Origin of the sequence: Caballeronia sp. LZ019 (genome assembly GCF_031450825.1) — a bacterium.
In the GTDB taxonomy this organism is placed as follows: Bacteria; Pseudomonadota; Gammaproteobacteria; order Burkholderiales; family Burkholderiaceae; genus Caballeronia.
The window spans coordinates 301,237-322,417 of sequence record NZ_JARTVZ010000003.1 but is presented as its reverse complement, the minus strand read 5'-3'; the positions used below and the strand labels follow the sequence as shown (position 1 = coordinate 322,417).

21 protein-coding genes and 1 pseudogene are annotated in these 21,181 nt (G+C 64.4%); 7 read left to right on the top strand and 15 right to left on the bottom strand.

Annotation, left to right across the window (positions count from 1 at the left end; genetic code table 11):
- Positions 1 to 67 precede the first annotated feature (67 nt).
- Entirely contained in the window at positions 68 to 490 is a 423-nt protein-coding gene (locus P9255_RS09990) for an HIT family protein (protein WP_309789432.1), read from the top strand.
- Here the strand turns inward: P9255_RS09990 and P9255_RS09985 are convergent.
- From P9255_RS09985 to P9255_RS09975, 3 genes are all read right to left on the bottom strand, one after another.
- A complete protein-coding gene (locus P9255_RS09985) occupies positions 487 to 1,446 on the bottom strand; it encodes a bile acid:sodium symporter family protein (protein ID WP_309768040.1) in 960 nt (319 codons plus the stop codon). The two genes, P9255_RS09990 and P9255_RS09985, sit on opposite strands and share 4 nt — an antisense overlap.
- Before the next feature lie 181 nt (positions 1,447 to 1,627).
- Complete coding sequence (locus P9255_RS09980; RefSeq protein ID WP_404980318.1) at positions 1,628 to 1,915, bottom strand: heme-binding protein; 288 nt, start codon at positions 1,913 to 1,915, stop codon at positions 1,628 to 1,630.
- 213 nt (positions 1,916 to 2,128) lie between these two features.
- Positions 2,129 to 2,791, bottom strand: a complete 663-nt coding sequence (locus P9255_RS09975; protein ID WP_309768041.1) for a TetR/AcrR family transcriptional regulator — start codon at positions 2,789 to 2,791, stop codon at positions 2,129 to 2,131.
- Between the two features lie 165 nt (positions 2,792 to 2,956).
- On the opposite strand from P9255_RS09975, the gene P9255_RS09970 reads away from it, so the two are divergent.
- The 4 genes from P9255_RS09970 to P9255_RS09955 are packed head-to-tail and all read left to right on the top strand — an operon-like array spanning position 2,957 to position 7,525.
- Positions 2,957 to 4,084, top strand: coding sequence for an HlyD family secretion protein (locus P9255_RS09970; protein WP_309768043.1), 1,128 nt, complete (start codon positions 2,957 to 2,959; stop codon positions 4,082 to 4,084).
- The gene (locus P9255_RS09965) at positions 4,077 to 5,648 is read left to right on the top strand and encodes an MDR family MFS transporter (protein WP_309768045.1); all 1,572 of its coding nucleotides are present in this window, start codon (positions 4,077 to 4,079) and stop codon (positions 5,646 to 5,648) included. Before P9255_RS09970 ends, P9255_RS09965 begins: the two co-directional genes overlap by 8 nt.
- Before the next feature lie 19 nt (positions 5,649 to 5,667).
- Positions 5,668 to 7,125 (top strand): efflux transporter outer membrane subunit, encoded by a 1,458-nt coding sequence (locus P9255_RS09960; protein WP_404980306.1) that lies wholly within the window; start codon positions 5,668 to 5,670, stop codon positions 7,123 to 7,125.
- A 58-nt stretch (positions 7,126 to 7,183) separates the two neighbouring features.
- Positions 7,184 to 7,525 (top strand): zinc ribbon domain-containing protein YjdM, encoded by a 342-nt coding sequence (locus P9255_RS09955; protein WP_309789430.1) that lies wholly within the window; start codon positions 7,184 to 7,186, stop codon positions 7,523 to 7,525.
- Here the strand turns inward: P9255_RS09955 and P9255_RS27275 are convergent.
- Positions 7,412 to 7,693 (bottom strand): annotated as a pseudogene (locus tag P9255_RS27275) (glycogen debranching N-terminal domain-containing protein); the annotation flags it as partial. The gene P9255_RS09955 and the pseudogene P9255_RS27275 sit on opposite strands and share 114 nt — an antisense overlap.
- On the opposite strand from P9255_RS27275, the gene P9255_RS09950 reads away from it, so the two are divergent.
- Positions 7,608 to 9,962 carry a transglycosylase domain-containing protein gene (locus P9255_RS09950; RefSeq protein ID WP_404980305.1) on the top strand — a complete coding sequence of 785 codons (2,355 nt, stop codon included), beginning with the start codon at positions 7,608 to 7,610 and terminating at the stop codon, positions 9,960 to 9,962. The pseudogene P9255_RS27275 and the gene P9255_RS09950 overlap by 86 nt on opposite strands.
- Before the next feature lies 1 nt (position 9,963).
- Here the strand turns inward: P9255_RS09950 and P9255_RS09945 are convergent, their stop codons facing one another.
- The 7 genes from P9255_RS09945 to P9255_RS09915 form a co-directional block, all read right to left on the bottom strand.
- Complete coding sequence (locus tag P9255_RS09945) at positions 9,964 to 10,722, bottom strand: ABC transporter ATP-binding protein (RefSeq protein WP_309768048.1); 759 nt, start codon at positions 10,720 to 10,722, stop codon at positions 9,964 to 9,966.
- A gap of 32 nt (positions 10,723 to 10,754) precedes the next feature.
- Positions 10,755 to 11,558: an ABC transporter permease gene (locus tag P9255_RS09940; protein WP_309789429.1), complete on the bottom strand. Its 804-nt coding sequence runs from the start codon at positions 11,556 to 11,558 to the stop codon at positions 10,755 to 10,757.
- 10 nt (positions 11,559 to 11,568) lie between these two features.
- Positions 11,569 to 12,390 (bottom strand): ABC transporter permease, encoded by an 822-nt coding sequence (locus P9255_RS09935; RefSeq protein WP_309768053.1) that lies wholly within the window; start codon positions 12,388 to 12,390, stop codon positions 11,569 to 11,571.
- Between the two features lie 18 nt (positions 12,391 to 12,408).
- A complete protein-coding gene (locus tag P9255_RS09930) occupies positions 12,409 to 13,467 on the bottom strand; it encodes an ABC transporter substrate-binding protein (RefSeq protein WP_404980304.1) in 1,059 nt (352 codons plus the stop codon).
- Between the two features lie 20 nt (positions 13,468 to 13,487).
- Positions 13,488 to 14,438 carry a TauD/TfdA family dioxygenase gene (locus P9255_RS09925; RefSeq protein ID WP_309768054.1) on the bottom strand — a complete coding sequence of 317 codons (951 nt, stop codon included), beginning with the start codon at positions 14,436 to 14,438 and terminating at the stop codon, positions 13,488 to 13,490.
- Between the two features lie 124 nt (positions 14,439 to 14,562).
- Positions 14,563 to 15,654, bottom strand: coding sequence for a nitronate monooxygenase (locus tag P9255_RS09920; RefSeq protein WP_309768056.1), 1,092 nt, complete (start codon positions 15,652 to 15,654; stop codon positions 14,563 to 14,565).
- Between the two features lie 92 nt (positions 15,655 to 15,746).
- Positions 15,747 to 17,258 carry a CoA-acylating methylmalonate-semialdehyde dehydrogenase gene (locus P9255_RS09915; RefSeq protein WP_309789428.1) on the bottom strand — a complete coding sequence of 504 codons (1,512 nt, stop codon included), beginning with the start codon at positions 17,256 to 17,258 and terminating at the stop codon, positions 15,747 to 15,749.
- Between the two features lie 114 nt (positions 17,259 to 17,372).
- Between P9255_RS09915 and P9255_RS09910 the strand changes: the two genes are divergently transcribed.
- Positions 17,373 to 18,323 carry a LysR family transcriptional regulator gene (locus P9255_RS09910; RefSeq protein WP_309768059.1) on the top strand — a complete coding sequence of 317 codons (951 nt, stop codon included), beginning with the start codon at positions 17,373 to 17,375 and terminating at the stop codon, positions 18,321 to 18,323.
- Here P9255_RS09910 and P9255_RS09905 read toward each other — a convergent pair.
- From P9255_RS09905 to P9255_RS09890, 4 genes are all read right to left on the bottom strand, one after another.
- Positions 18,316 to 18,540, bottom strand: coding sequence for a hypothetical protein (locus P9255_RS09905; RefSeq protein WP_309768060.1), 225 nt, complete (start codon positions 18,538 to 18,540; stop codon positions 18,316 to 18,318). The genes P9255_RS09910 and P9255_RS09905 overlap by 8 nt on opposite strands.
- Positions 18,541 to 18,767: 227 nt before the next feature.
- Positions 18,768 to 19,670 carry a fructose bisphosphate aldolase gene (locus P9255_RS09900; RefSeq protein WP_404980303.1) on the bottom strand — a complete coding sequence of 301 codons (903 nt, stop codon included), beginning with the start codon at positions 19,668 to 19,670 and terminating at the stop codon, positions 18,768 to 18,770.
- A gap of 153 nt (positions 19,671 to 19,823) precedes the next feature.
- On the bottom strand, positions 19,824 to 20,171 hold the full coding sequence (locus P9255_RS09895) for a hypothetical protein (RefSeq protein ID WP_309768063.1): 348 nt from the start codon (positions 20,169 to 20,171) through the stop codon (positions 19,824 to 19,826).
- Positions 20,172 to 20,296: 125 nt separating this feature from the next.
- A complete protein-coding gene (locus tag P9255_RS09890) occupies positions 20,297 to 21,172 on the bottom strand; it encodes an alpha/beta hydrolase (protein ID WP_309768065.1) in 876 nt (291 codons plus the stop codon).
- Positions 21,173 to 21,181: the final 9 nt, after the last annotated feature.

Below are 21,181 nucleotides of genomic sequence, written 5' to 3'. Positions count from 1 at the left end.
GCGAAAGGCCGTGCGATCGCCCGCCATCCGGACGCACTACACTCGGGTATCTTCCACGGAGCCGCCCATGCAATACGACCCGAACAACATCTTCGCCCGCATTCTTCGCGGCGAACTGCCGTGCATCAGGTTGCGCGAGACGCAGCACACGCTCGCCTTCATGGATGTCATGCCGCAATCGGACGGGCACGTGCTCGTCATTCCGAAAGAGCCCGCCGCCACCGTCCACGATGTATCCGATGCCGCGCTCGCCGAATGCATGCGCGAGGTGAAGCGCGTATCGGCAGCGGTGCGGGATGCGCTGCAACCCGATGGCATGCTGATCGCGCAGTTCAACGGCGAGGCGGCCGGTCAGACGGTGCCGCACATCCACTTCCACATGATTCCGCGCTGGCGCGATGTGCCGCTCAGGCAGCACGGCCGCACGCGGGCCGACGATGCGGCGCTGGAAGCGCTGGCCGAGCGCATTCGCCCGGCCCTGACCGCTTAGTTCTGCCGCGCCGCGACGCCGGGAGCATCGGCGTCACGCGTCGATCCTTTCGCCGGACGGCCCGCCCAGTAGCCGGCCAGCATTGAGCCCGACAGGTTGTGCCACACGGAAAACAACGCGCCGGGGAGCGCGGCGATCGGCGTGAAATACAGCTTGCCGAGCGTCGCGGCGAGGCCGGAATTCTGCATGCCGACTTCGATCGCGAGCGTGCGGCAGACGGCTTCGTCGAAGCCGAGCAGGCGGCCGCCCCAATAGCCGCCCAACAGGCCGATGCCGTTGTGCAGCACCACGCCCAGCGCCACCACCACGCCGACCGACGCGATGCTCTTCTGCGTTCCGCCGACCACCGCGGCGATGATGAGCAGGATCGAGACCATCGATATGATGGGGAGGACCGGCTCGATCCTGCGCACGAACTTGCCGAGCAGGTGATTCACGACCAGCCCGATGACGATCGGCAGCGCGACGATCTGCAGAATGCTCATCAGCATGCCGTGCACGTCCACGGCGATGGACGCATCGACGTAGAGGCGCGTGAGCAGCGGTGTCGCGAACACGCCGACGAGCGTCGACAATGCGCTGATCGTCACGGACAGCGCCACGTCGCCGCGCGCGAGATAGATCATCACGTTCGACGCCGTGCCGCTCGCGACGCTGCCGACGAGCACCATGCCCGCCGTGAGATCGGGCGGCATGCGCAGCGCCTTCGCGATCACCCATGCTGCGAGCGGCATCACGAGGTAATGCAGCACGATGCCCGCGATGACGGGCGCGGGGCGCGTGAAGACGCGGCGGAAGTCATCGATGGAAAGCGTGACGCCCATCGACAGCATGATGATGGTGAGCAGCGTGGTGACGTGCGGCGCAATGCCGGTCACGGACGAAGGCGAGAGGTAAGCGGCGATCGAAACCACGACCGCCCAGAGCGGAAAAAGACGGGTGATGCGGGCAAGCATTTGAAGCGTTCCTCGAAAGTCGTGTGCTGATGGGTGCAATGACGCGTGAGCCGGCAATCGCTGCGGCTTTGCGGTCGAAGAGAACTGCGAAAGGCTTGCCTTCGTGGGGCGCATGCCCGCCGTGGCGCCGGCGTGCGCGGGTGGCGCACGGCGCGGCCGGAATGACGGCGGGCGTGGCATTTTACCGGCTATGAGCGACAGGAAGCGCGCGCGTGTCAGTGGGAAAACAATGCGGACGTTCGAAGCCCATCGGCGATGCGCCCGTCGAACAGGCGATGTTGTCCGCATTGCCCGGACCCTGGCCGGCGGGCACGCCCCCGAGCCCCGCGAGCTTGCGCATGCGATATGCGACGATATGATCGGCGCATGCGCTGTCGCCGCTCACGCCCAGCCCGCCGATCACCTTGCCGCCCGCATAAAGCGCGACGCCGCCGCCGAACGTGATGACGCCCCCGAGCGTGCGCCCGATGCCGCTTCCCTGTTCGAGAAAGCGCGCATCGAATGGATTCGAGTTGTTCAGGCCACACAGCGATCCGCCCGGTTGCGTGGCTGCATAGAGATTGGCGGCCGATAGCGCGAACGCGTCGTTGCTGAAGCCGTTCGCGTATCCGCCGCCAGACGAACGCCTTTTTGTTTTGTATTGGCTTTTATGCGGTTCGAAAGGAGGCGGCCTGCCGCCGCTTCATTTCAGCACCGAAGCCTCGACAGCCGCCAGATAAGCGGCCAGCGCACGCTTCACCTCACGCAGATAACGCCTGGCGAGCTGCACGTCGCCCATTGCAGGCCGCAGCTTGATGGCGAGCGAGCCGCTCGCGAGCGCACGCAGGATTTCGACATAGAGCGCACGCTCGGCGGGCTTCACGTGCGGCATGCGCGCATCGACCACCTTTCTCAGCGTGCCGGCATCGCGCTTCTTGTTGTCGTCGTGCGGCATGACGGTCATCAGGATCAGGCAATCCGGATTCTGCTCGAGATAGGTGATGTACGGCGTCATGAAGCGATCGATCACCGCCTCGGACGACAGCGCGCGCCACGTTTCGTTATCGATCTGGCCGAGTTCGTCGTCGATCTCGCCGGTCGCCGCCATGTGCCGGTCCCACAGCGCGCTCAACAGGCTCTCGCGGTCCGGAAAGAAGTGATACATCGAGCCGATGGGCGTTTGCGCCCGCCGCGCGACGCCGTGCATCGTCACGCCAGGCAAGCCCTTTTCCACGATGAGTTCCGCCGTCGCGTCGAGAACGGCTTCGATCCTCGCGCGGCCACGCGCCTGCAACGGCGAGCGGGCGGCGCTGGCGCGGCCGGAGTCGTGGTCTTCGGTGTCGCGGTCGTGGCGCTGCTTCGTCATCTTGTGTCCATGATCTGATCAAACTAGACGCTCGCGTCTACATTCGTGCATACTAGACGACATCGTCTAGTTTGGCGAGCGCAACGGCGTGCACCTTCACATCGCATGCGCCGCCTCGAATGAGTCGCCGTCCCTCGCGCGCGCTCACGAATCTCCGGAGAAAACATGGCAGTTGCAGCGCCCACACAAGGCGGCGATTCCAATGCGGCCACGCAAGGCAAGCCCTCGCGGCGGCGCTTGCTCATTATCGTCGGCATCGTCGCGGCCGTCGTTGCCATCGCATGGGGGCTTCGGTGGTGGACCGTCGGCCGCTTCGTCGAAAGCACGGACGACGCGTATCTGAAGGCCGATAGCGTGACCATCGCGCCGAAGGTCAGCGGCTATATCACCGAAGTCCTCGTCGAAGACAATCAGGCCGTCGCGGTCGGTGCTCCGCTCGCGCGGCTCGACACGCGGCAGTATCAGGCATCGCTCGATCAGGCCAAGGCCACGCTGGATGCCCGCGCCGCGGACATCCAGCGCGCCGAAGCCGAGCTGAAGCAGCAGCAGGCCAACGCGGATCAGGCGAAGGCTCAGGCCGAAGTCTCGCGCGTGAGCCTGCAGCACGCGGAAGACGACGTGGCGCGCTATCGTCCGCTCGTCGCGACCGGCGCGGAAAGCGCAGAGCGTCTTGCAAGCCTCGTCAGCAGGCGCGATCAGGCGCGCGCCACGCTCGCCGCGAATCAGGCCGCAGCCCGCTCCGCCGCCACGCAGATCGGCGCGACGCAAGCGCAGATCGTCCAGGCCCGCGCGCAAATGGAAGCAGCAGAGGCGCAACTGAATCAGTCGAAGCTCGATCTCAACGACACCACGCTGTATAGCCCGCTCGCCGGGCGCGTCGGCGATCGTTCAGTCCGCGTCGGCCAGTACGTGCAACCCGGCACGCGGCTCATGACCGTGGTGCCGGTGCAGACGGTCTATCTGGAAGCCAACTTCAAGGAAACGCAAGTGGGCCGCATGCGCGTCGGGCAACCGGCGACGCTGCACGTCGACGCACTGAAGGGCACCGACCTGCACGGCGTCGTCGAGAGCTTCTCGCCCGGCACGGGCGCGCAGTTCGCGCTGCTGCCGCCCGAGAACGCAACCGGCAACTTCACGAAGATCGTGCAGCGCGTGCCGGTCCGCATTCGCATCGACACGGGGCCGGAAACGCGCAAGGTGCTGTTGCCGGGGCTGTCCGTGACCGTCGATGTCGATACGAAATCCGCAACCGACGAAAGCAAGCGCATCGCCGCTGAAAATCGCCATGACTGACGCGAAAGCGCAAGCCCGCGCGAGCGCCACCGACTGGATCGCGGTCACGGCGGGCGCGCTCGGCGCGTTAATGGCCACGCTCGACATCTCCATCACGAACTCCGCGCTGCCGCAGATTCAGGGCGAAATCGGCGCGACCGGCACCGAAGGCACCTGGATTTCCACCGGCTATCTGATGTCGGAAATCGTGATGATTCCGCTTGCCGCGTGGCTCACGCGCGTGTTCGGGCTGCGCAATTTTCTGCTCGGCAATGCGGTGCTTTTCACGCTGTTCTCGGTAATGTGCGGCCTCTCCAATTCCCTGCCGATGATGGTCGCGGGCCGCATCGGCCAGGGGTTCACCGGCGGCGCGATGATCCCGACCGCGCAGACCATCATCCGCACGCGGCTGCCGCGCGAGCAGATGCCCGTCGGCATGACCATCTTCGGCCTGATCGTGCTGCTCGGGCCGCTGCTCGGCCCCGTGCTGGGCGGCTGGCTTGCGGAGAACATTTCGTGGTCGTGGTGCTTCTTCATCAATCTGCCGGTGGGCGTCGCGCTTGCCGTGCTGCTCGTGACCGGCCTGCCGGCGGATCGGCCGCAGTGGGAAGCGTTCTTCAAGGCGGACTGGATCGGCATCGCGGGGCTGGCTATCGGTCTGAGCTCGCTCACGGTCGTGCTCGAAGAAGGCCAGCGCAATCAATGGTTCGAGTCGCATGAAATCGTCATGCTGACGTGCATCACCGTGTTCGGCTTCATCCTCATCGCGGTGTCGCAGTTCGTCGCGAAGCAGCCTATCGTGCGGCTGTCGCTGCTGCGCAATCCGCGCTATGCGAGCGTGATCTTCATCGTGTTCGCGGTCGGCGCGGGGCTGTATTGCGTGTCGTTCCTGCTGCCGCAGTTCCTGAGCATCGTCGCGGGCTACAACGCGTTTCAGTCCGGTTCGATCATGCTGATATCCGGCGTGCCCGCGTTTCTCATCATGCCGGTGCTGCCACGCCTGCTCGGCAAGGTCGATTCCCGCGTGCTCGTCATTGCGGGCTTGCTGTTCTTCGCCGCAAGCTGCCTGCTCGACATTTCGCTCACCGCGCAAAGCGTCGGTCACGATTTCTTCTGGTCGCAGATTCTGCGCGGCTTCGGGCAGATGCTCGCGATGATGCCGCTCAACCAGGCCTCGATGGCCGCGGTCTCGCGCGAGGAATCAGGCGATGCCGCCGGCCTCTACAACATGGCGCGCAATCTGGGCGGATCGGTCGGACTCGCGATTCTCGGCACGGTCATCGACCGGCGCAACGACTTTCACGGCGCGGCCATCCGCGAATCCGTGACCGCGAATTCGATCATCGGCCAGGAAAGGATTGCCGGCAGCGCGGCCGGTTTCTTCGCGCAGACCGGCGACATGGCGCACGCGAAACTGCAGGCGCTCGGCCAACTGTCGATGCAGATCAGCCAGCAAGCCATCGTCATGACGTACTCCGAAACGTTCTATGTGCTCGCAATCGCACTGCTCGCATGCCTGCCGCTCGCGCTGCTCCTGAAGACGCCGAAGCCGCAGCCCGGCGAAATGCCATCGGCCGGACACTGATGCAATGAATCACTCAACGATGCCACCACGCCCCTTTTCGTTCGCCCGGCTGCTGCCGCTCGCCGCATTCGCGCTTGCCGCGTGCACGGTCGGCCCCGACTATCGCGGTGCGCCGGATGTCGCCTCTGAATCCGTAGGTAGCGGCGTCTTCGTGCGTGCGCCGCTCGACGGCATTGCGACGACCCATGCGCCCGCTGCATGGTGGGCCGCGCTCAACGATCCGCAGCTGAACTTGCTGATCGATGCCGCACTCGCGCACAACCCTGACCTCAAGATGGCGCAAGCGCGTCTGCGGCAGGCGCGCTCGCAGTTGCGCGGCCAGCAGGCGAGCGAGTTGCCGAAGGTGTCGGCATCCGCCGCGGCGTTGCGCATGCGTTCGCCCGATACGTCGTTCCTCGGGCAATCCGAGGGCTCAGGCGGTCGCGGGCCCGTCGATTTCTACACCGTGGGCTTCGATGCCTCCTGGGAAATCGATCTCTTCGGCGGCACGCGGCGCGCGATCGAAGCGGCATCCGGCGAAGCGGACGCCGTTCAGGCCGATCTCTCCGATACGCAAGTGTCGCTTGCGGCGGAAGTGGCGTCGGCGTATATCGACCTGCGCGATCAGCAGGAACGTCTCGCGCTCGCCCAGCGCACCGCGGAATATCAGCAGCAGATGCTGACGCTTACGGAGCAGCGGCGCGCACGCGGCACGGCGGCCGAAGTCGATGTCGAACGCCTGTCCACGCAAGTCAATACGACGCGCGCGACGCTCGTGCCGCTGCAGGTTCAGATCACCGATTCGCTGGACCAACTCGCCGTGCTCACGGGCCGCGCACCTGGCGCGCTCGATGCCGAACTCGCGCCGGCCGCGCCGTTGCCTGCGTTGCCCGCATCGGTTTCCATCAGCGATCCCGCGACGATGCTCCAGCAGCGCCCCGACATTCGCGCGGCTGAACGGCGTCTTGCATCGAGCAATGCCCAGATCGGCGAGCGCATCGCCGATTATTTCCCGAAGGTGTCTTTGCTCGGCGATATCGGCTTCTCCGCTGCCGACCCCGGCCATCTGTTGCGAAAGCAGAACTTCTCGTGGCTGGGCGTGCCGTATCTGCAATGGAACGTGTTCGACTTCGGCCGCACCACCGCGAACGTCGATGCAGCGAAGGCGTCGCGCGACGAAGCCGAGGCGCGCTATGAGAAGACCGTGCTCGCTGCGCTGAAGGACGCCAATTCCGCGCTCTCGCGTTATGGCAATCAGCGCGAACATGTGGTGCGGCTTCAGCAGGTGCAGGCTTCGTCCGAACGTTCGGCCACGCTCGTGCGTCAACGCTATACGGCGGGGGTATCGACATTGATCGATCTGCTCGATGCACAACGCACGCAATTCGCCGCGCAACAGGACGTGGTCGCGGCGCAGGCGGAATTGCTGAAGGACTTCGTTTCGCTGCAAAAGAGTCTTGGACTCGGCTGGCAACAGCGTGATAATGCAGGCTCGTAATCGGCTGCACGCGCGGCGCTATACTCTCGCGCTTTGAACCAGCAACACAGGATTACCGATGAACGCCCTCCCTCCCTGCCCGCAATGCCATTCCGAATTCACCTATGAAGATGGCGGCGTCTACATCTGCCCCGAATGCGCGCACGAATGGAAGGCGCAAGCCGGGGACGCCCCGGACGCCGCCGCCAAGGTGTATCGCGATTCGGCGGGCAACATCCTTCAGGACGGCGACACGGTCACCGTCATCACGGACCTGAAACTGAAGGGCTCGGGCGGCGTCGTCAAGATGGGCACGAAGGTCAAGAATATCCGCCTGGTCGATAGCGATCACGATATCGACTGCAAGATCGACGGCTTCGGCGCAATGAGCCTGAAGTCCGAATTCGTCCGCAAGGCATGATCTTGCGATAAAACGCCGGCGGGGAACATGTAAAGATGCGTTACGATGCAGTCTTTTCCCTGTCCGGCCCCGCCGTTTCGTTTTGACCGCGTCCGAATTCAAAGCCCTCGCGCGCGCAGCGCTGACCCGACTCGCGGTCCGGCTGCGCCCGCATCTGCGGCCCCGCACGCTGCTTCTGCTGCCCGCGTTGTTCCTCCTTTATGTGCTGGTGCTGATTCCGTTTACCCCCGGCATCCGCGACATTCGCAAAGCCAAGGTCGATCAACCCGCACAGATCTATTCCGCCGACGGCAAGCTGCTCGCCGAGTTCAAGCCGACGCATCGTGAATGGGTGAGCCTGAAGCAGATATCGCCGAACGTCATCGATGCGCTCATCGCAACAGAGGACCGGCGTTTCTACGAGCATCACGGCATCGACTGGCGGCGCACCGCTTCGGCGGCGCTGCATACGTTCTCGGGTGATCGTCAGGGCGGCTCGACGCTCACGCAGCAGCTCGCACGGAACCTGTACCCGGATGAAGTCGGCCGCTCGCAGACGCTCACGCGCAAGATGAAGGAAGCGATCACCGCGTTCAAGATCGAAGCCGTTTATTCGAAGGACGAGATTCTCGAAACGTATCTGAACACGGTGCCGTTCCTGTATAACGCCTACGGCATCGAAATGGCCGCGCGTACTTATTTCGACAAGTCCGCCGGCCAACTGGACGTGCTCGAAAGCGCAACGCTCATCGGCATGTTGAAGGGCAACAGCTACTACAACCCCGTCATCAATCCGGAGCGCGCGCTGGATCGGCGCAACATCGTGCTCGGTCAGATGGTGCGCTTCGGTCATCTCGCGCCCGCGAAGCTCGATGCCCTGAAGAAGCGCCCGCTGCGCATCGACTTCGAGCGGCAGACCGAGGAGCCGGGACGCGCGCCGCACTTTGCGCAGCAGTTGCGCAAATGGCTGATCGCATGGGCCGATGACAACGACTTCAATATCTACTCCGATGGCCTGATCGTTCGGACGACGATCGATTCGCGTCTGCAGTCGATGGCGACTCAGTCGCTGATGTGGCAGGGCAATCAGTTGCAATCGATCGCGAATGCGGCATGGGGCGGGCGCGGCGGCTGCGCGAGCGCGAACGAGGATCTGACGCGCGCATTCATCCGCGAGACGGGCGACTATCGAAAGGCCCGCGATGCCGGCGCGAACGATGCCGATGCGTTGAAGCATCTGATTGCGGATCGCAATTTCATGCGTGCGCTCTGCGAAGACAAGACGCGCGTGCAGGCCGCGTTTCTCGCGCTCGATCCGCGCACCGGCCAGATCAAGGCATGGGTCGGTAGCCGCGACTTCACGCAGGACCCGTTCGATCACGTTCAGCAGGCCCGCCGCCAGCCCGGCTCGACGTTCAAGCCGTTCGTCTATGGCGCGGCTTTCGCGCGCGGCGCGATGCCGACCGATACGTTGATCGACCAGGACGTGACGATTCCCGTCAAAGGCGACGAAACCTGGCATCCGACCGACGAAGCGCCGCCGAGTGGCCGCGCGGTCAGCTTGCGCGACGGCATCGCGTATTCGAGAAACCGCATCACCGCGCAATTGATGCAGACGGTCGGCCCCGCACGCGTCGCACGGCTCGCACGCGATATGGGCGTGCGCGAGAGCCGTCTCGACGAAGTGCCGTCGCTTGCGCTCGGCACGAGCCCGGTCACGCTGAAGGAGATGGTCTCGGCGTACGGGACCATCGCGAACGACGGCAATTACATGGAGCCGCTCTTCGTCACGCGCATCGAAAACAGGCAGGGCGAAGTGCTCGCACAGTTCGACAGCACGCCGGAGCGCGCGTTATCGGTCGATGCGACGCACAAGCTCGTCGATGTCATGCGCGACGTGGTGAATCGCGGCACCGGCGCGGCCATTCGCACGCGCTTCGGCATTCGCGCCGATGTGGCGGGCAAGACCGGCACGACGCAGGACAACGCGGATGGCTGGTTCATCCTGATGCATCCGCAACTGGTCGCGGGCGCGTGGGTCGGCTTTAACGATAGCCGCGTCACGTTGCGCAGCGACTACTGGGGACAAGGCGCGCATAGCGCGTTGCCGATGGTCGGCGACTTCACGCGGCGCGCGCTGCGTTCGCATTTGATCGATGCCCGCGCGCGCTTCGACATCCAGACGCCGCCGAGCGCATGGCAGACGTTCACGACGCGTTTGCGCGGATGGATCGACGAGACGTTCGGCCACGATGCGAAGCCGACCACGGCGAAGCCCGGCCAGACGACCACGCAAAAGCCGGCTCGCGTGAAGCGTGCGCCTGCCGAACCCGAAGCCGAAGTGACCGAAGAAGCGCCTGCTCAGCCACCGGTCTTTCAGACGATGCCGCCGTTATTGCCTTCGAGCCCCGAAGCCGCCAGCGAAGCAGTGAGCGAAGCGCCTGCATCGGCGCCCTGATTCAGGCTTCGGAAAAGAACTCGGCGACGATGCGATCCCTGACAAGCGCGAGCTTCGCATCGGCGCGTTTTCGGGGACGCGGCACGGCGACATCGACGACTTCGGCGATTCGCCCCGGCCGCGCCTGCATCACCACGACGCGATCGGACAGCAAGACGGCTTCCTCCACGTCATGGGTGACGAGGACCATCGTGATCCGTTCCGTCGCCCAGATGCGCTGCAGTTCATCCTGCATGCGCGCACGGGTGAGAGCATCGAGCGCGCCGAACGGCTCATCCAGCAGCAAGAGACGCGGACGATTCACGAGACCGCGCGCAATCGCCACGCGCTGCGCCATGCCGCCCGACAACTGATGCGGATGATGCCGCTCATACCCGCGCAAGCCCACGAGCGCGACATGCTCGGCGACGGCACGGGCCTTTTCGTCCTTCGATAGCGGCGCATTGCGCAACGCGACCGCGATGTTCTGCTCGACATTCAGCCACGGAAACAGCCGATGGTCCTGAAACACGATGCCGCGCGACAGGTCCGCCGAGACGACGCGCTCGCCGCCGAAGTCGATCTCGCCATCGAAGGCATCGTCGAGACCGGCGATGAGGCGCAGTAGCGTCGACTTGCCGCAGCCGCTCGCCCCAACGATGCTCACGAACTCGCCGCTTTCCACATGCAGATCAATGCGGTCGAGCACGGGCGCGGTGTCATCGCCAGCGAAACGCTTGCTCACGTGACGAAGCGCGAGGCTGCCGTCCCGGGTTGCCATCGTCGATACCGTTGCCATAGAAACGAATCTCCTCAAACGTAGCGCGATGCGTCGAACCATCGACGCTGCACCGCGCGTGCAAGCGCATTCAGCGCCCAGCCCGTCAGGCCGACCACGATCACGCCGAACATCACCAGATCCATGCGGAATTGCTCGCTGCCATCCACTAACGTATTGCCGATGCCGCTGCCCGCGACGAGCAGATACTCCGCACCGAGCGTCGCGAGCCACGAGTAGATGAGCGCGAGATAGACGCCCGTGAAGATCGACGGCACCGCGGCCGGCAGCACGATGTGCAGCAGCGTCTGCACGCGGCCATAGCCGAACGTGCGCCCCACTTCGATCCACTGCGGCGGCGCCGCGCGAAATCCATCGCTGGTATGCACGACGACCGGCACCAGCGCGGCCAGCGACAGGAACACGACTTTCGCGACATCGCCCAAGCCGAACCACACGGAGATGAGTGGGATCCATGCGAACAACGAGACCTGCTTGAAGGTGTTGAAGCTCGGCCCGATCGCACGGTTGGCGATCTTCGACATGCCGAGCAGCGCGCCGAGTGCAAGACCGAGCGCCGCGCCGATGGCGAAGCCTGTCAGTTCTCGCGCAAGCGATGCCGACATCGCGCGAAGCAATGAGCCGCTTCTCGCCTGTTCGATCGCGGTGTGCAGCACTTGCGCGGGCGAGACCATCACGCCATGCCCCGGCTGTGCATGACGCGATACGAACCACCACAACGCGAGCGCGGCGAGCGGCAAAACGGCGCCGCGCCATCGATTCGGCTTCCTTACTAGCGGATCGTCTAACCGGGCTGCTTCGAGATCCAATGCCGACATTGCGACTCCTTTAACGAGCGCCTGCGCGATCGAGCTTGCGTTCGAGCGCAGTCAGCGAACGATCCGCAAGATAGCCGATCGTGCCGACGATAAGCACCGCCGCCAGCACGAGGTCCAGTTGAAAGAGCTGGCGCCCGTACACGATCAGATAGCCGAGCCCTTCCGACGACGCAACGAGTTCCACCACGACGAGCGTCAGCCACGCCTTCGTGAACGCGAGCCGCACGCTGGTGCCGATCATCGGAATGGCGGAAGGCAGGATCACGTGAAGGACCGTTTGCCAGCGCGAATAGCGATACACCGACGCAACTTCGCGCCACGCCGACGGCGTGCTGCGAAATCCTTGCAGCGTGCCGAGCGTGACAGGCACGAGCGCAGCGTGACCGATCAGCAGGTACTTGAGCGGCTCGCCGATGCCGACGACGATCATCAGGAACGGCAGCCAGCCGAGCACGGGCACCTGCACGATCGCATTGAAGCTCGGCAACACGTAGGCTTCGAGCGAGCGCGATAGTCCGATCATCGCGCCGAGCACGACCCCCAGCGCCACGCCGCCGAAGAATCCCACGGCGACGCGCGACATGCTGGCCGCGAGATGCATCCACAGCTCACCGCTTCTTGCGAGCGATGCCAGCGTATCGAACACGAGAGCGGGGGGCGGCAGCACTTGCGCGGAGATCCAGCCATTGCGCGAGCCGAGCACCCACAGCAGAGCACATGCGAGCGGCAGGAGCCAGGGCAGCGCCGTCCAGCCGATAATGCGCCAGGGCCCCGCGCCGACCGACTTCGCGCGATGCGTTGAAGGAAGGGCGCGCGAAAGCGTGTTCGCCATGATTCGAATCTCCTTGTCCTACGCGAGCGGCTTTCCGCTTGCGTCGAAGCGCGGCCAGTAGCCATCGAGCTTCAGCGTCTTGATGGCCTGCTCCAGATACTTGGGCTCGAACCATCCGTTCACGCTGACTGGCTGACGAATGAGGTTGAGGCGCAGCGCATCGTCGGCGACGGCCTGGTATCGCGCGACGAGAAACGGATCGATCAGCGGCGACATGCGGTCCTTCATCGGCTGATTCGAATACTCGGACTGCCACGATTCAGCCGGCACGCCGGCTTTGGCCCACAGCGCGAACAGCGCGTTGCGGTTCGCTTCATCCGACGACCATTGCGCCGCCTGCACCACCGACGTCACCACTTTCTGCACCGTCTCGGGATGCGCGCGCTCGAAGTCGTCGAGCACGAGCAAGTGGGCCTGCCGCGTCAGCTGCAAGCCGCCATCGCGCGATGCATAGACGATCTTCGCAAGCCCCTGACGCTGCAGCTTGAAAAGCGAATAATCGAGAAAAACGGCATCCACACCCTTCGATGCCAGCGCGGCCTGCGCCGCCGCGGTATCGAGATTGATCACGCGCAGATCGCGCTCGGTGAGGCCGTTCTCTTTCAGCACGTTATCCGCGACGAGCTGTAGATTCGTTCCCCGAAATATTCCGACGCGCTTGCCCTTCAGGTCCTTGACGCCCTTGATGTCCGAGTCGGGCGGCACCGCGAGATACACGCCCGAGCGCACGTTCGATGCCAGCAGGACGTGCGTCTTGAGCCCGTTCGCGCGTCCGAGCACCGAAGGCAGATCGCCCTGATACGCGAAGTTGACCTGCTTGTTGGCGAGCGCTTCATTGACCGCCGGCCCGGCGCCCTTGAAAAAGATCCACTGCACCTTGACGTGCTCGGTCTGCAGCGCATCTTCCACGCGATGCTGCAATTGCGCGGTCGCGGCGGGGGAACCGCCGAAGGTCGGCGGATCGCCCGAGCCTTGCTGCGCCACGCCGATGCGGACCACTTCGGGTTCGGCCGCCTGCGCCGCGCCGATCAGCGCGACGCCCAGCAATGCAACGATACTGCGTTTGATGAGTGTCATCGGCATGATCGCTTGCTGGATTAATGAGTACGCGTCTCTTGTCGGACGCTGCGGCTTGTGCGTCCATCGATGCCGACGGGGACATCGCCATGCACGGTCGCGCGCCGCACCACGCGATGCGCATCGCCATAATCGGCGACGGCATAGTGCTGCGTAGCGCGGTTGTCCCAGATGGCCACGTCGCCCTGCGTCCAGCGCCAGCGCACGGTGTTTTCGAGGCGCGTCACGTGATCGTGGAAGATGGCGGCGAGCCGGTCGGAATCGCGCTGCGACAAGCCCAGGAAGCGCTGGACGAAGTGACCCAGCACGAGCGTCCGCTCTCCGGTTTCCGGGTGCACGCGCACCACGGGATGCTCCGTCTCGTACAGCGTCGAAGTGAATTGCTTGCGGTATTCGCGGTCGGCGTCGCTATCCGGGGTATTGCGCGAGGCCGCATAGTCGTAGGCGTTCGTATGCAGCGCCCACAAGCCGTCCGCGAGGTCGCGCAATGCCGCCGGCAGGTTCGCGTAGGCGGCGGCTGTGTTGGCCCACACGGTATCGCCGCCAGCGGGCGGAATCACGACGCCGCGAAGAATCGAAATCTTCGGGTAGGCATCGACGAAAGTCACATCCGTATGCCACGAATTCGCGCGTGCGCCGTGCTTCGAATCGAGTTCGAGCAGACGGCTTCCGCTCGATAGCGAAGGCACCGTCGGATGCGCGACAGTCTCGCCGAAGCGCGCGGCGAAGGCTTCCTGTGCGTCGTCGTCGAGATGCGACTGGCCGCGAAAGAACAGCACCTTATGCTCGAGCAGCGCGCTGTTGATCGCGCCGATGGCGGCATCGTCCAGATCGGCGGACAGCGCGACGCCGCGCACCTCGGCGCCGATGCGCCCGCCTATCGGGCGGACCTGAAACGGCTCATGCGATGCAGCGGGCTGGCGGGCGGCATCCGTGGAAGATGCGTTGACGAGCGAGGCGGTATCGGACATCGAAGGCTCCGTGGTTATGGTGTGCGGCGGGGAGAAGACATTGAAGCATTCCCTGCACAACTGACCAACGAAGCGTTTCGACTTAGCTTTACAGCGTCAACGTGATGCAAATAGCACGAATACTTTAGCGCGCGCTCGAATAACGCTGCAGTCCTGCGATGCTTTCATCCAGCTCCGCGACGAGCCGCGCCATCAGTTCGGCGGCGGGCAATTCGCGTGCGAGCGCCGCCGCTTGCCCCGCCCATTGCGCGCCGTAGCCGAAGTCGCCCTTCGCTTTGGCGGCGGCATGCAGTGCCTTGCCGGCGTCATACGCGATGGGATAGTCCGGGTTCTGCGGTGCATCGGCGTTGCGCCCCAGGTCGGTGAACTTGTTGACGAGCCCGCGCGCCGCGCGTCCGGAGATTGCCGCTGTGAAGGTCGTGCGATACGCGGCATCGCTGAGAATGGCGCGGCGATAACCCGCATCGATCGATGTCTCCGTGCACGGCACGAACGCTGTGCCCAATTGCGCGGCCTGCGCGCCGAGCGCAAGCGCCGCCGCGATGCCTGCGCCGTCCATGATCCCGCCTGCCGCGATCACAGGCACGTCGAACTTGCTGGCGAGCAGACGCGTGAGCGCAAAGGTCCCGAGATGGTCGTCGTCGCTGTTCACGTCGAAGAGACCGCGATGGCCGCCCGCTTCGATGCCCTGCGAGACGATCGCATCCATGCCGGCATCGGCCAGGCTTTGCGCTTCCCGCACGTTCGTTGCCGATGCGATCAGCGTGACGCCCGCATCGCGCAAGGCATCAATCGTCCCGGTCGGTGGCAGTCCGAAATGAAAACTGACGACGGCCGGTTTCTCTTCGAGGAAGACATGGAGCATGTCCTTGTCGACGACGAAGCTCGTATAGATTTCGCCGAGGGTTTGCGGCGGCTTTGCATCGTATTGCGCGAAGCGCGGCGCAAGCCAGTCGATCCATGCCTTCTCGATGGCTTCGTTCGCCTTCGCCGGACGATGACAGAACACGTTGATGTTGAACGGCCTGTCGGTGAGCGCGCGTGTTTCGCGAATCGTCTTGCGCGCGGCGTCGGCATTCATCGCGCCGACGCCGAGCGAGCCGAGCCCGCCCGCATTCGACACCGCCGCCGCGAGCGCGGGCGTGCTGACGCCCGCCATTGGCGCCTGAATGATGGGCTTCGTAATGCCGAGCCTTTGCAGCAATGCATTGGTCATGGAAAGGTCCCTCGTGAGTGCTGTCATCCGCAAAGCATAACGCCCGCTTGTCCTTTGCGGAGAAGCGGGCGTCATGTTCATGCGTTACGGAGTTACTTCGAAGTCGGCATCACGAATTCCGCGCCCTTCTCCGTGCTTTCCGGCCAGCGCTGCATGATCGACTTCTGCTTCGTGTAGAAGCGCACGCCTTCTTCGCCGTACGCGTGCATGTCGCCGAAAAGCGAGCGCTTCCACCCGCCGAAGCCATGCCATGCCATCGGCACCGGAATCGGCACGTTGATGCCGACCATGCCCACTTCGATGCGCCGGCCGAACTCGCGGGCGACGTGCCCATCGCGCGTATAGCAGGCGACGCCGTTGCCGAACTCGTGAGCGTTCACGAGATCGACGGCTTCCGCGAAGTCCTTTACGCGCACGCATGCGAGCACCGGCCCGAAAATCTCTTCCTTGTAGATGCGCATGTTAGGCGTCACGTGATCGAACAACGTGCCGCCAGTGAAGAAGCCGTCTTCGTGACCTTCGACCTTCAGGCCGCGTCCGTTGACAACGAGTTGCGCGCCTTCGTCGACACCCATCGCAATGTAGCCTTCGATGCGATCCAGCGCGGCTCGCGTGACGATCGGGCCCATTTCCGCATCCGGCTCCATGCCGTTCTTCACGACGAGCTGACGCGCGCGTTCCGCGAGACGCGGCACGATCTTGTCGGCGACGTCGCCTACGAGCACGGCCACCGATATCGCCATGCAGCGCTCGCCGGCCGAGCCGTAGCCCGCGCCGATCAGCGCATCGATGGTCTGGTCGATATCGGCGTCCGGCATCACAACCATATGATTCTTCGCGCCGCCGAGCGCCTGCACGCGCTTGCCGTGCTTCGCGCCCGTTTCATAGATGTAATTGGCGATCGGCGTCGAGCCGACGAAGCTGATCGCGCGGACATCGGGATGTTCGAGCAGCGCATCGACGACGACCTTGTCGCCCTGCACGACGTTGAAGATGCCGTCGGGCAGGCCCGCTTTCTTCAGCAAATCCGCCATGAAAAGCGATGCCGACGGATCGCGCTCGCTCGGCTTCAGGATGAACGCATTGCCCGTTGCGATGGCAACCGGGAACATCCAGCACGGCACCATGCACGGGAAGTTGAACGGCGTGATGCCCGCGACGATGCCGAGCGGCTGGCGCGTCGTCCAGTTGTCGATGCCCGTGGAAACCTGTTCGGTGTAATCGCCCTTCAGCAGTTGCGGAATGCCGCACGCGAATTCGATCACTTCGATGCCGCGCGTCACTTCGCCCTGCGCATCCGAAAAGACCTTGCCATGCTCGGCGGTGATGATCGCGGCGAGTGCATCGCGATTCTGGTTCATCAGCTCCAGGAAGCGCTGCATGACGCGCGCGCGACGGATCGGCGGCATGTCGCGCCAGGCGGGAAACGCGGCCTTCGCGCTCGCGACGGCGGCTTCGACATCCGCGGCTTCGCCGAGCACGAGCTTGCGGGGACGTTCGCCCGTCGCCGGGTTGAAGATCGGCTGCGAGCGCGCGCCCGAGCCGTTCACGCGCTCGCCGTGAATGTAGTGGACGACATCGGCGGTATCGTTGAAGGCTTGCATCTCGTCTCCCGTCTGCGGAATGGTTTTGGCAATGTGATAAGTGTAAGAAGCGTTGCGGGCGCTGCAAAGACGCTATGATTGAACTCATTGTTCACGCTTGCAAACAATCGGCGCATGGAAGACGAAAAGATCGAGGCGCTCTGGACGCATCTGCACTGGCTCACCGTGCTCGCCGAACAAGGCAGCTATACGGCGGCGGCGGCGCGGCTCGGCGTCAGCAAGGCAGCCATGAGCCAGCGCATCGCCGAACTGGAACGCGCGGCGGGCGTGCCGCTCGTCACACGCACCACGCGCAGCGTGCGCTTCACGGAAGCAGGCCGGCGTCTCGTCGATGAAACGCGCGTGCAGTATGAACATATCGCCGCGAGCTTTTCGGGCGTGAGGGAAATGGCGGGCATCGCGCGGGGATTGATTCGCGTGACCGCGCCGGTCGCTTTTGCACGGCAGCAATTGACGCCGAAGCTCGCGGGCTTTCTGCACGCGCATCCTGAAGTGCGCGTGCAGCTTGAGGCGTCGGACCGGCTGACGTCGATCGCCACCGAAGGCTTCGACCTCGCCATCCGCCACAGCGCGCACGCGCCGGAGACGCACGTCGCATGGAAGCTGTGCGATACGCACTCGGTCATCGTCGCGACGCGCGCGTACCTGAAACGGCGCGGCACGCCCGCGACGCCCGCCGATCTGGCCGTACACGACTGCCTGTTCTACCCGCGCACGCAGGCGGCAAGCATCTGGTCGTTCGTGCGCAAGGGCGCGCGCAAGACGGCATCGGGGCCGTACACGCTCGCGGTCAACGGCGCGTTTTCGGCGAACAACAGCGAATTGCTGCGCGACGCGGCGCTGGACGATCTCGGCATCGCGCTGTTGCCCGATTTCACCGCGCAGGCCGCCGTGCAGGCCGGCAAGCTCGTGGTCCTGCTGCCGGACTGGCGTCCGGTAGGCGCTTTCGCGGATCAGCTCTATGTCGTGCGCCCCTACGCGCCCCATGTCCCGCGAGCGGTCGCGCTCTTCATCGGATACTTGCGCGAGGCCTTTGCAGGCGGCTTCCCGCTATCGGTCACGTGACATAAAGCAGCGCCGCTACCGACGTGAGGCACGTACAGGCGTTGAAGTAGAAGAACCAGGTGGAGCGAAGCAAGCGGAAACGCAACGGCTCGTCATGGCGACGCGCGTCGCCGTGAAACTGCCATAGATCGAGATAGGTGATGACGGTGCACGAGAGCATCGCGATCGCCGTTATAAAGGATACCGAAATGAAGATGTTCCAGGCGAGGTCTTTCATGGTGGTCGTCGACGATGATTCCGGCACGCGTGCCGTGACCCGGGACGGCCGCGAGCCTGCGGAACACGCTCTATGCGATCGCGGTTCGCGTCCCATGCAGGAAGTATAGGAAGCGAACGAGAGTGCAGAAGGGCTGACAAACCCCAGTTAATGATCGGAAGGATTGCGCTCGACCATGAAAAAACGCGCCGCAAACGGGCGCGTTTTCTGACATCGAATGGTGAGCTTCAGACCTTTTCGACCGATGCCTCGTAAATCTCGTCGATGGATTCCGCGAGCGTCGCGTTGAATTCGTCGTCGCTCATGGACTGCTTCAGTTCGTTGATCAGCGCACGCGAGAAGCTCGCGATCATGCCGTGGTTTTCGGCGAGACGCTTGCACGCATCGGTGCGCGTGTAGCCGCCCGACAGCGCCACGACGCGCACGACGCGCGGATGTTCGATCAACGGGCGATAGAAATCTGCTTCGTCCGGAATGGTCAGCTTGATCATCACGCGGCTCGATTCCGGCAGCGCGTCGAGGCCCTTCAGCAGTTCATCGCGAAGAATCTTTTCCGCGCCCTTCTTGTCGGGGCTCTTGATCGAAACTTCCGGTTCCAGGATCGGCACGAGACCTTGCGCGATGATCTGCTCGCCCACTTCGATCTGCTGCTTCACGACCGCCGCGATGCCCTTCTCCGACGCCTGATGGATCACCGAGCGCATCTTCGTGCCGAACACGCCGAGCTTCGCCGCGCGCTGAAGCAGTTCATCGAGGCCAGGGATCGGCTTCATGATCTGCACGCCGTCGGCTTCGGCTTCGAGACCCTTGTCGACCTTCAGGAACGGCACGACGCCACGGTCTTCCCACAGGAACGTGGGCACCGGCTTGCCTTCCGCTTCGCCGTCCATCGTGCGCTCGAACAGAATCGCGCCGATGACCTTCTCGCCCGTGAAGGCCGGCGCGGTCATGATGCGCACGCGCATTTCGTGCATGAGCTTGAACATCTCGGCATCGCCGTTGTAGGCGTCGTCCGCAATGCCGTATTGGCGCAGCGCGCCGGGTGTCGAACCGCCGCTTTGATCCAGAGCGGCGATGAAACCCTGCTTCTCCGCCATCTGCGCCAGCATCTTTTCGTTAGCCACGAGCATTTCCTCCTCAAAGTTCAAACGCCGGACCGCACGCGCGGTGCGTGTCCGGGCTTCTGGTTCTACTTTCTTGAGTTTACAGGTTTTGAGACGCGCAACTCTCGTGCAAATCCGCCATTTGCCCGGCGATTTGGCTAGAAAAGGCGCAATTGATGGTCAGGACGCGGCGGACCGGAGGCCGCTGGCGAGCGTGCCGGATCGCCGCAGCGCGGATGCGGCGCGGCGCAGCAGCGAAGGCGTTTGCGCTCGCGTCGTCACGGTTTCGGGCGCTTCGGGCGGTTCCGGTTCGGGCGCGAGCGCCTCGCGGGCATCGGCGCATCGCTCGTTGAGCTGGCGGCGCACGGCGGGATCGTCGATGAGCGATATCGACAAGCCGCGCTCGAACTGCAGCGTGTAGGCGATATCGCCGAAGTGCTCGCAGCGGCCGCTATCGGCCAGTTCGAACGCCAGCGTGACGGTGCGCTGGCGCTTCCATGCGTCGAGATCGTCGTGCCCGGTGCTCACATGCGCCTCGCGAAGGCAATGAGGTGGCAACGATCTTAGCCCGGCAGCCACGCGCTCACGGTTGCGTTGTCACAACACGCAACGAAAATGTATGACGGAAAGCCCGACCGTTCGTCCGCCGGCGATTACCACGCGCCCGCGAAGCCCAGCACCGCGCGATTGAACGCGGCGGGACTCGCCACGTTCATTCCGTGCGACGCCCCCGCCATCGTCTGCCGTTCGGCGAATTCGATCCATTCGACGAGCTTGTCGACGTTGTTGCGGAACATGCGCGGGCTTCTCTGGCCGTCGATCAGCAACGTGCGGCACTTGATGTCGCGCGCCGCCTCGCGGGTGTAGGCGGGAAGCGGATCGCGGAACTGCTTCGGCAGCGTGAGCGCGTTATCGAGCGCCATGCGGCGGAAGCTCTCCGTGCTCTTCTGCCAGAAGCCGGGCATGCTCACCGAATCGACGAACATTTCGAGACCGGTGTCGAAATCGCCCTGTTCGATCAACTCCGCGACGCGCGCACGCAGCGCGTTCGTTGCGGGCGGGAGGGTGGCGAGGGCAGCGGACGCCTGCGCCGATGTCTGCAGCGGACCGCCCGGATCCGCGAGCGTCAGCGTCTTGACAAGCCGCGGATATTCGCGCGCCAGATGGAACGCGATGCAGCCGCCGCGCGAATGCCCGACGAGATGCACGGGCGCCAGGTCCATCGCGACGATGAACTCGGCGATCTCGTCGACGTGCGCGCGCCAGCCGAACTCGCCCTGCACGAAGGCATCGACGGCCGGCCAGTAGTGGCTCAGGCTCGGCGCGATCGCGCGGAAGTGCTTGCCGAGCGGCGCAAGTTGCGCGCACCAGTAGCGGTAATCGCACAGCGAGCCGTGCACGAACACGAGCGGCTCCCCTTCGCCGCATTCGACGTAAGGCACGGATAGGCCCGACGCGGTCGTCGCGAACGACGGTTCGGGCATGGCTTGCACGGCGGCGAGGACAGCGGGATCGGTACGCGCGTTCATCGGTAGGCT

Excerpts from the sequence above, each read along its gene's own strand:
- P9255_RS09910 (WP_309768059.1), top strand. The coding sequence starts at position 17,373 with ATGGAAGACGAAAAGATCGAGGCGCTCTGGACGCATCTGCACTGGCTC.
- P9255_RS09920 (WP_309768056.1), bottom strand. The coding sequence starts at position 15,654 with ATGACCAATGCATTGCTGCAAAGGCTCGGCATTACGAAGCCCATCATT.
- P9255_RS09915 (WP_309789428.1), bottom strand. The coding sequence starts at position 17,258 with ATGCAAGCCTTCAACGATACCGCCGATGTCGTCCACTACATTCACGGC.
- P9255_RS09925 (WP_309768054.1), bottom strand. The coding sequence starts at position 14,438 with ATGTCCGATACCGCCTCGCTCGTCAACGCATCTTCCACGGATGCCGCC.
- P9255_RS09900 (WP_404980303.1), bottom strand. The coding sequence starts at position 19,670 with ATGCTCGTGGCTAACGAAAAGATGCTGGCGCAGATGGCGGAGAAGCAG.
- P9255_RS09975 (WP_309768041.1), bottom strand. The coding sequence starts at position 2,791 with ATGACGAAGCAGCGCCACGACCGCGACACCGAAGACCACGACTCCGGC.
- P9255_RS09930 (WP_404980304.1), bottom strand. The coding sequence starts at position 13,467 with ATGACACTCATCAAACGCAGTATCGTTGCATTGCTGGGCGTCGCGCTG.
- P9255_RS09935 (WP_309768053.1), bottom strand. The coding sequence starts at position 12,390 with ATGGCGAACACGCTTTCGCGCGCCCTTCCTTCAACGCATCGCGCGAAG.
- P9255_RS09905 (WP_309768060.1), bottom strand. The coding sequence starts at position 18,540 with ATGAAAGACCTCGCCTGGAACATCTTCATTTCGGTATCCTTTATAACG.
- P9255_RS09890 (WP_309768065.1), bottom strand. The coding sequence starts at position 21,172 with ATGAACGCGCGTACCGATCCCGCTGTCCTCGCCGCCGTGCAAGCCATG.
- P9255_RS09945 (WP_309768048.1), bottom strand. The coding sequence starts at position 10,722 with ATGGCAACCCGGGACGGCAGCCTCGCGCTTCGTCACGTGAGCAAGCGT.
- P9255_RS09970 (WP_309768043.1), top strand. The coding sequence starts at position 2,957 with ATGGCAGTTGCAGCGCCCACACAAGGCGGCGATTCCAATGCGGCCACG.
- P9255_RS09990 (WP_309789432.1), top strand. The coding sequence starts at position 68 with ATGCAATACGACCCGAACAACATCTTCGCCCGCATTCTTCGCGGCGAA.
- P9255_RS09960 (WP_404980306.1), top strand. The coding sequence starts at position 5,668 with ATGCCACCACGCCCCTTTTCGTTCGCCCGGCTGCTGCCGCTCGCCGCA.
- P9255_RS09985 (WP_309768040.1), bottom strand. The coding sequence starts at position 1,446 with ATGCTTGCCCGCATCACCCGTCTTTTTCCGCTCTGGGCGGTCGTGGTT.
- P9255_RS09940 (WP_309789429.1), bottom strand. The coding sequence starts at position 11,558 with ATGTCGGCATTGGATCTCGAAGCAGCCCGGTTAGACGATCCGCTAGTA.
- P9255_RS09965 (WP_309768045.1), top strand. The coding sequence starts at position 4,077 with ATGACTGACGCGAAAGCGCAAGCCCGCGCGAGCGCCACCGACTGGATC.
- P9255_RS09955 (WP_309789430.1), top strand. The coding sequence starts at position 7,184 with ATGAACGCCCTCCCTCCCTGCCCGCAATGCCATTCCGAATTCACCTAT.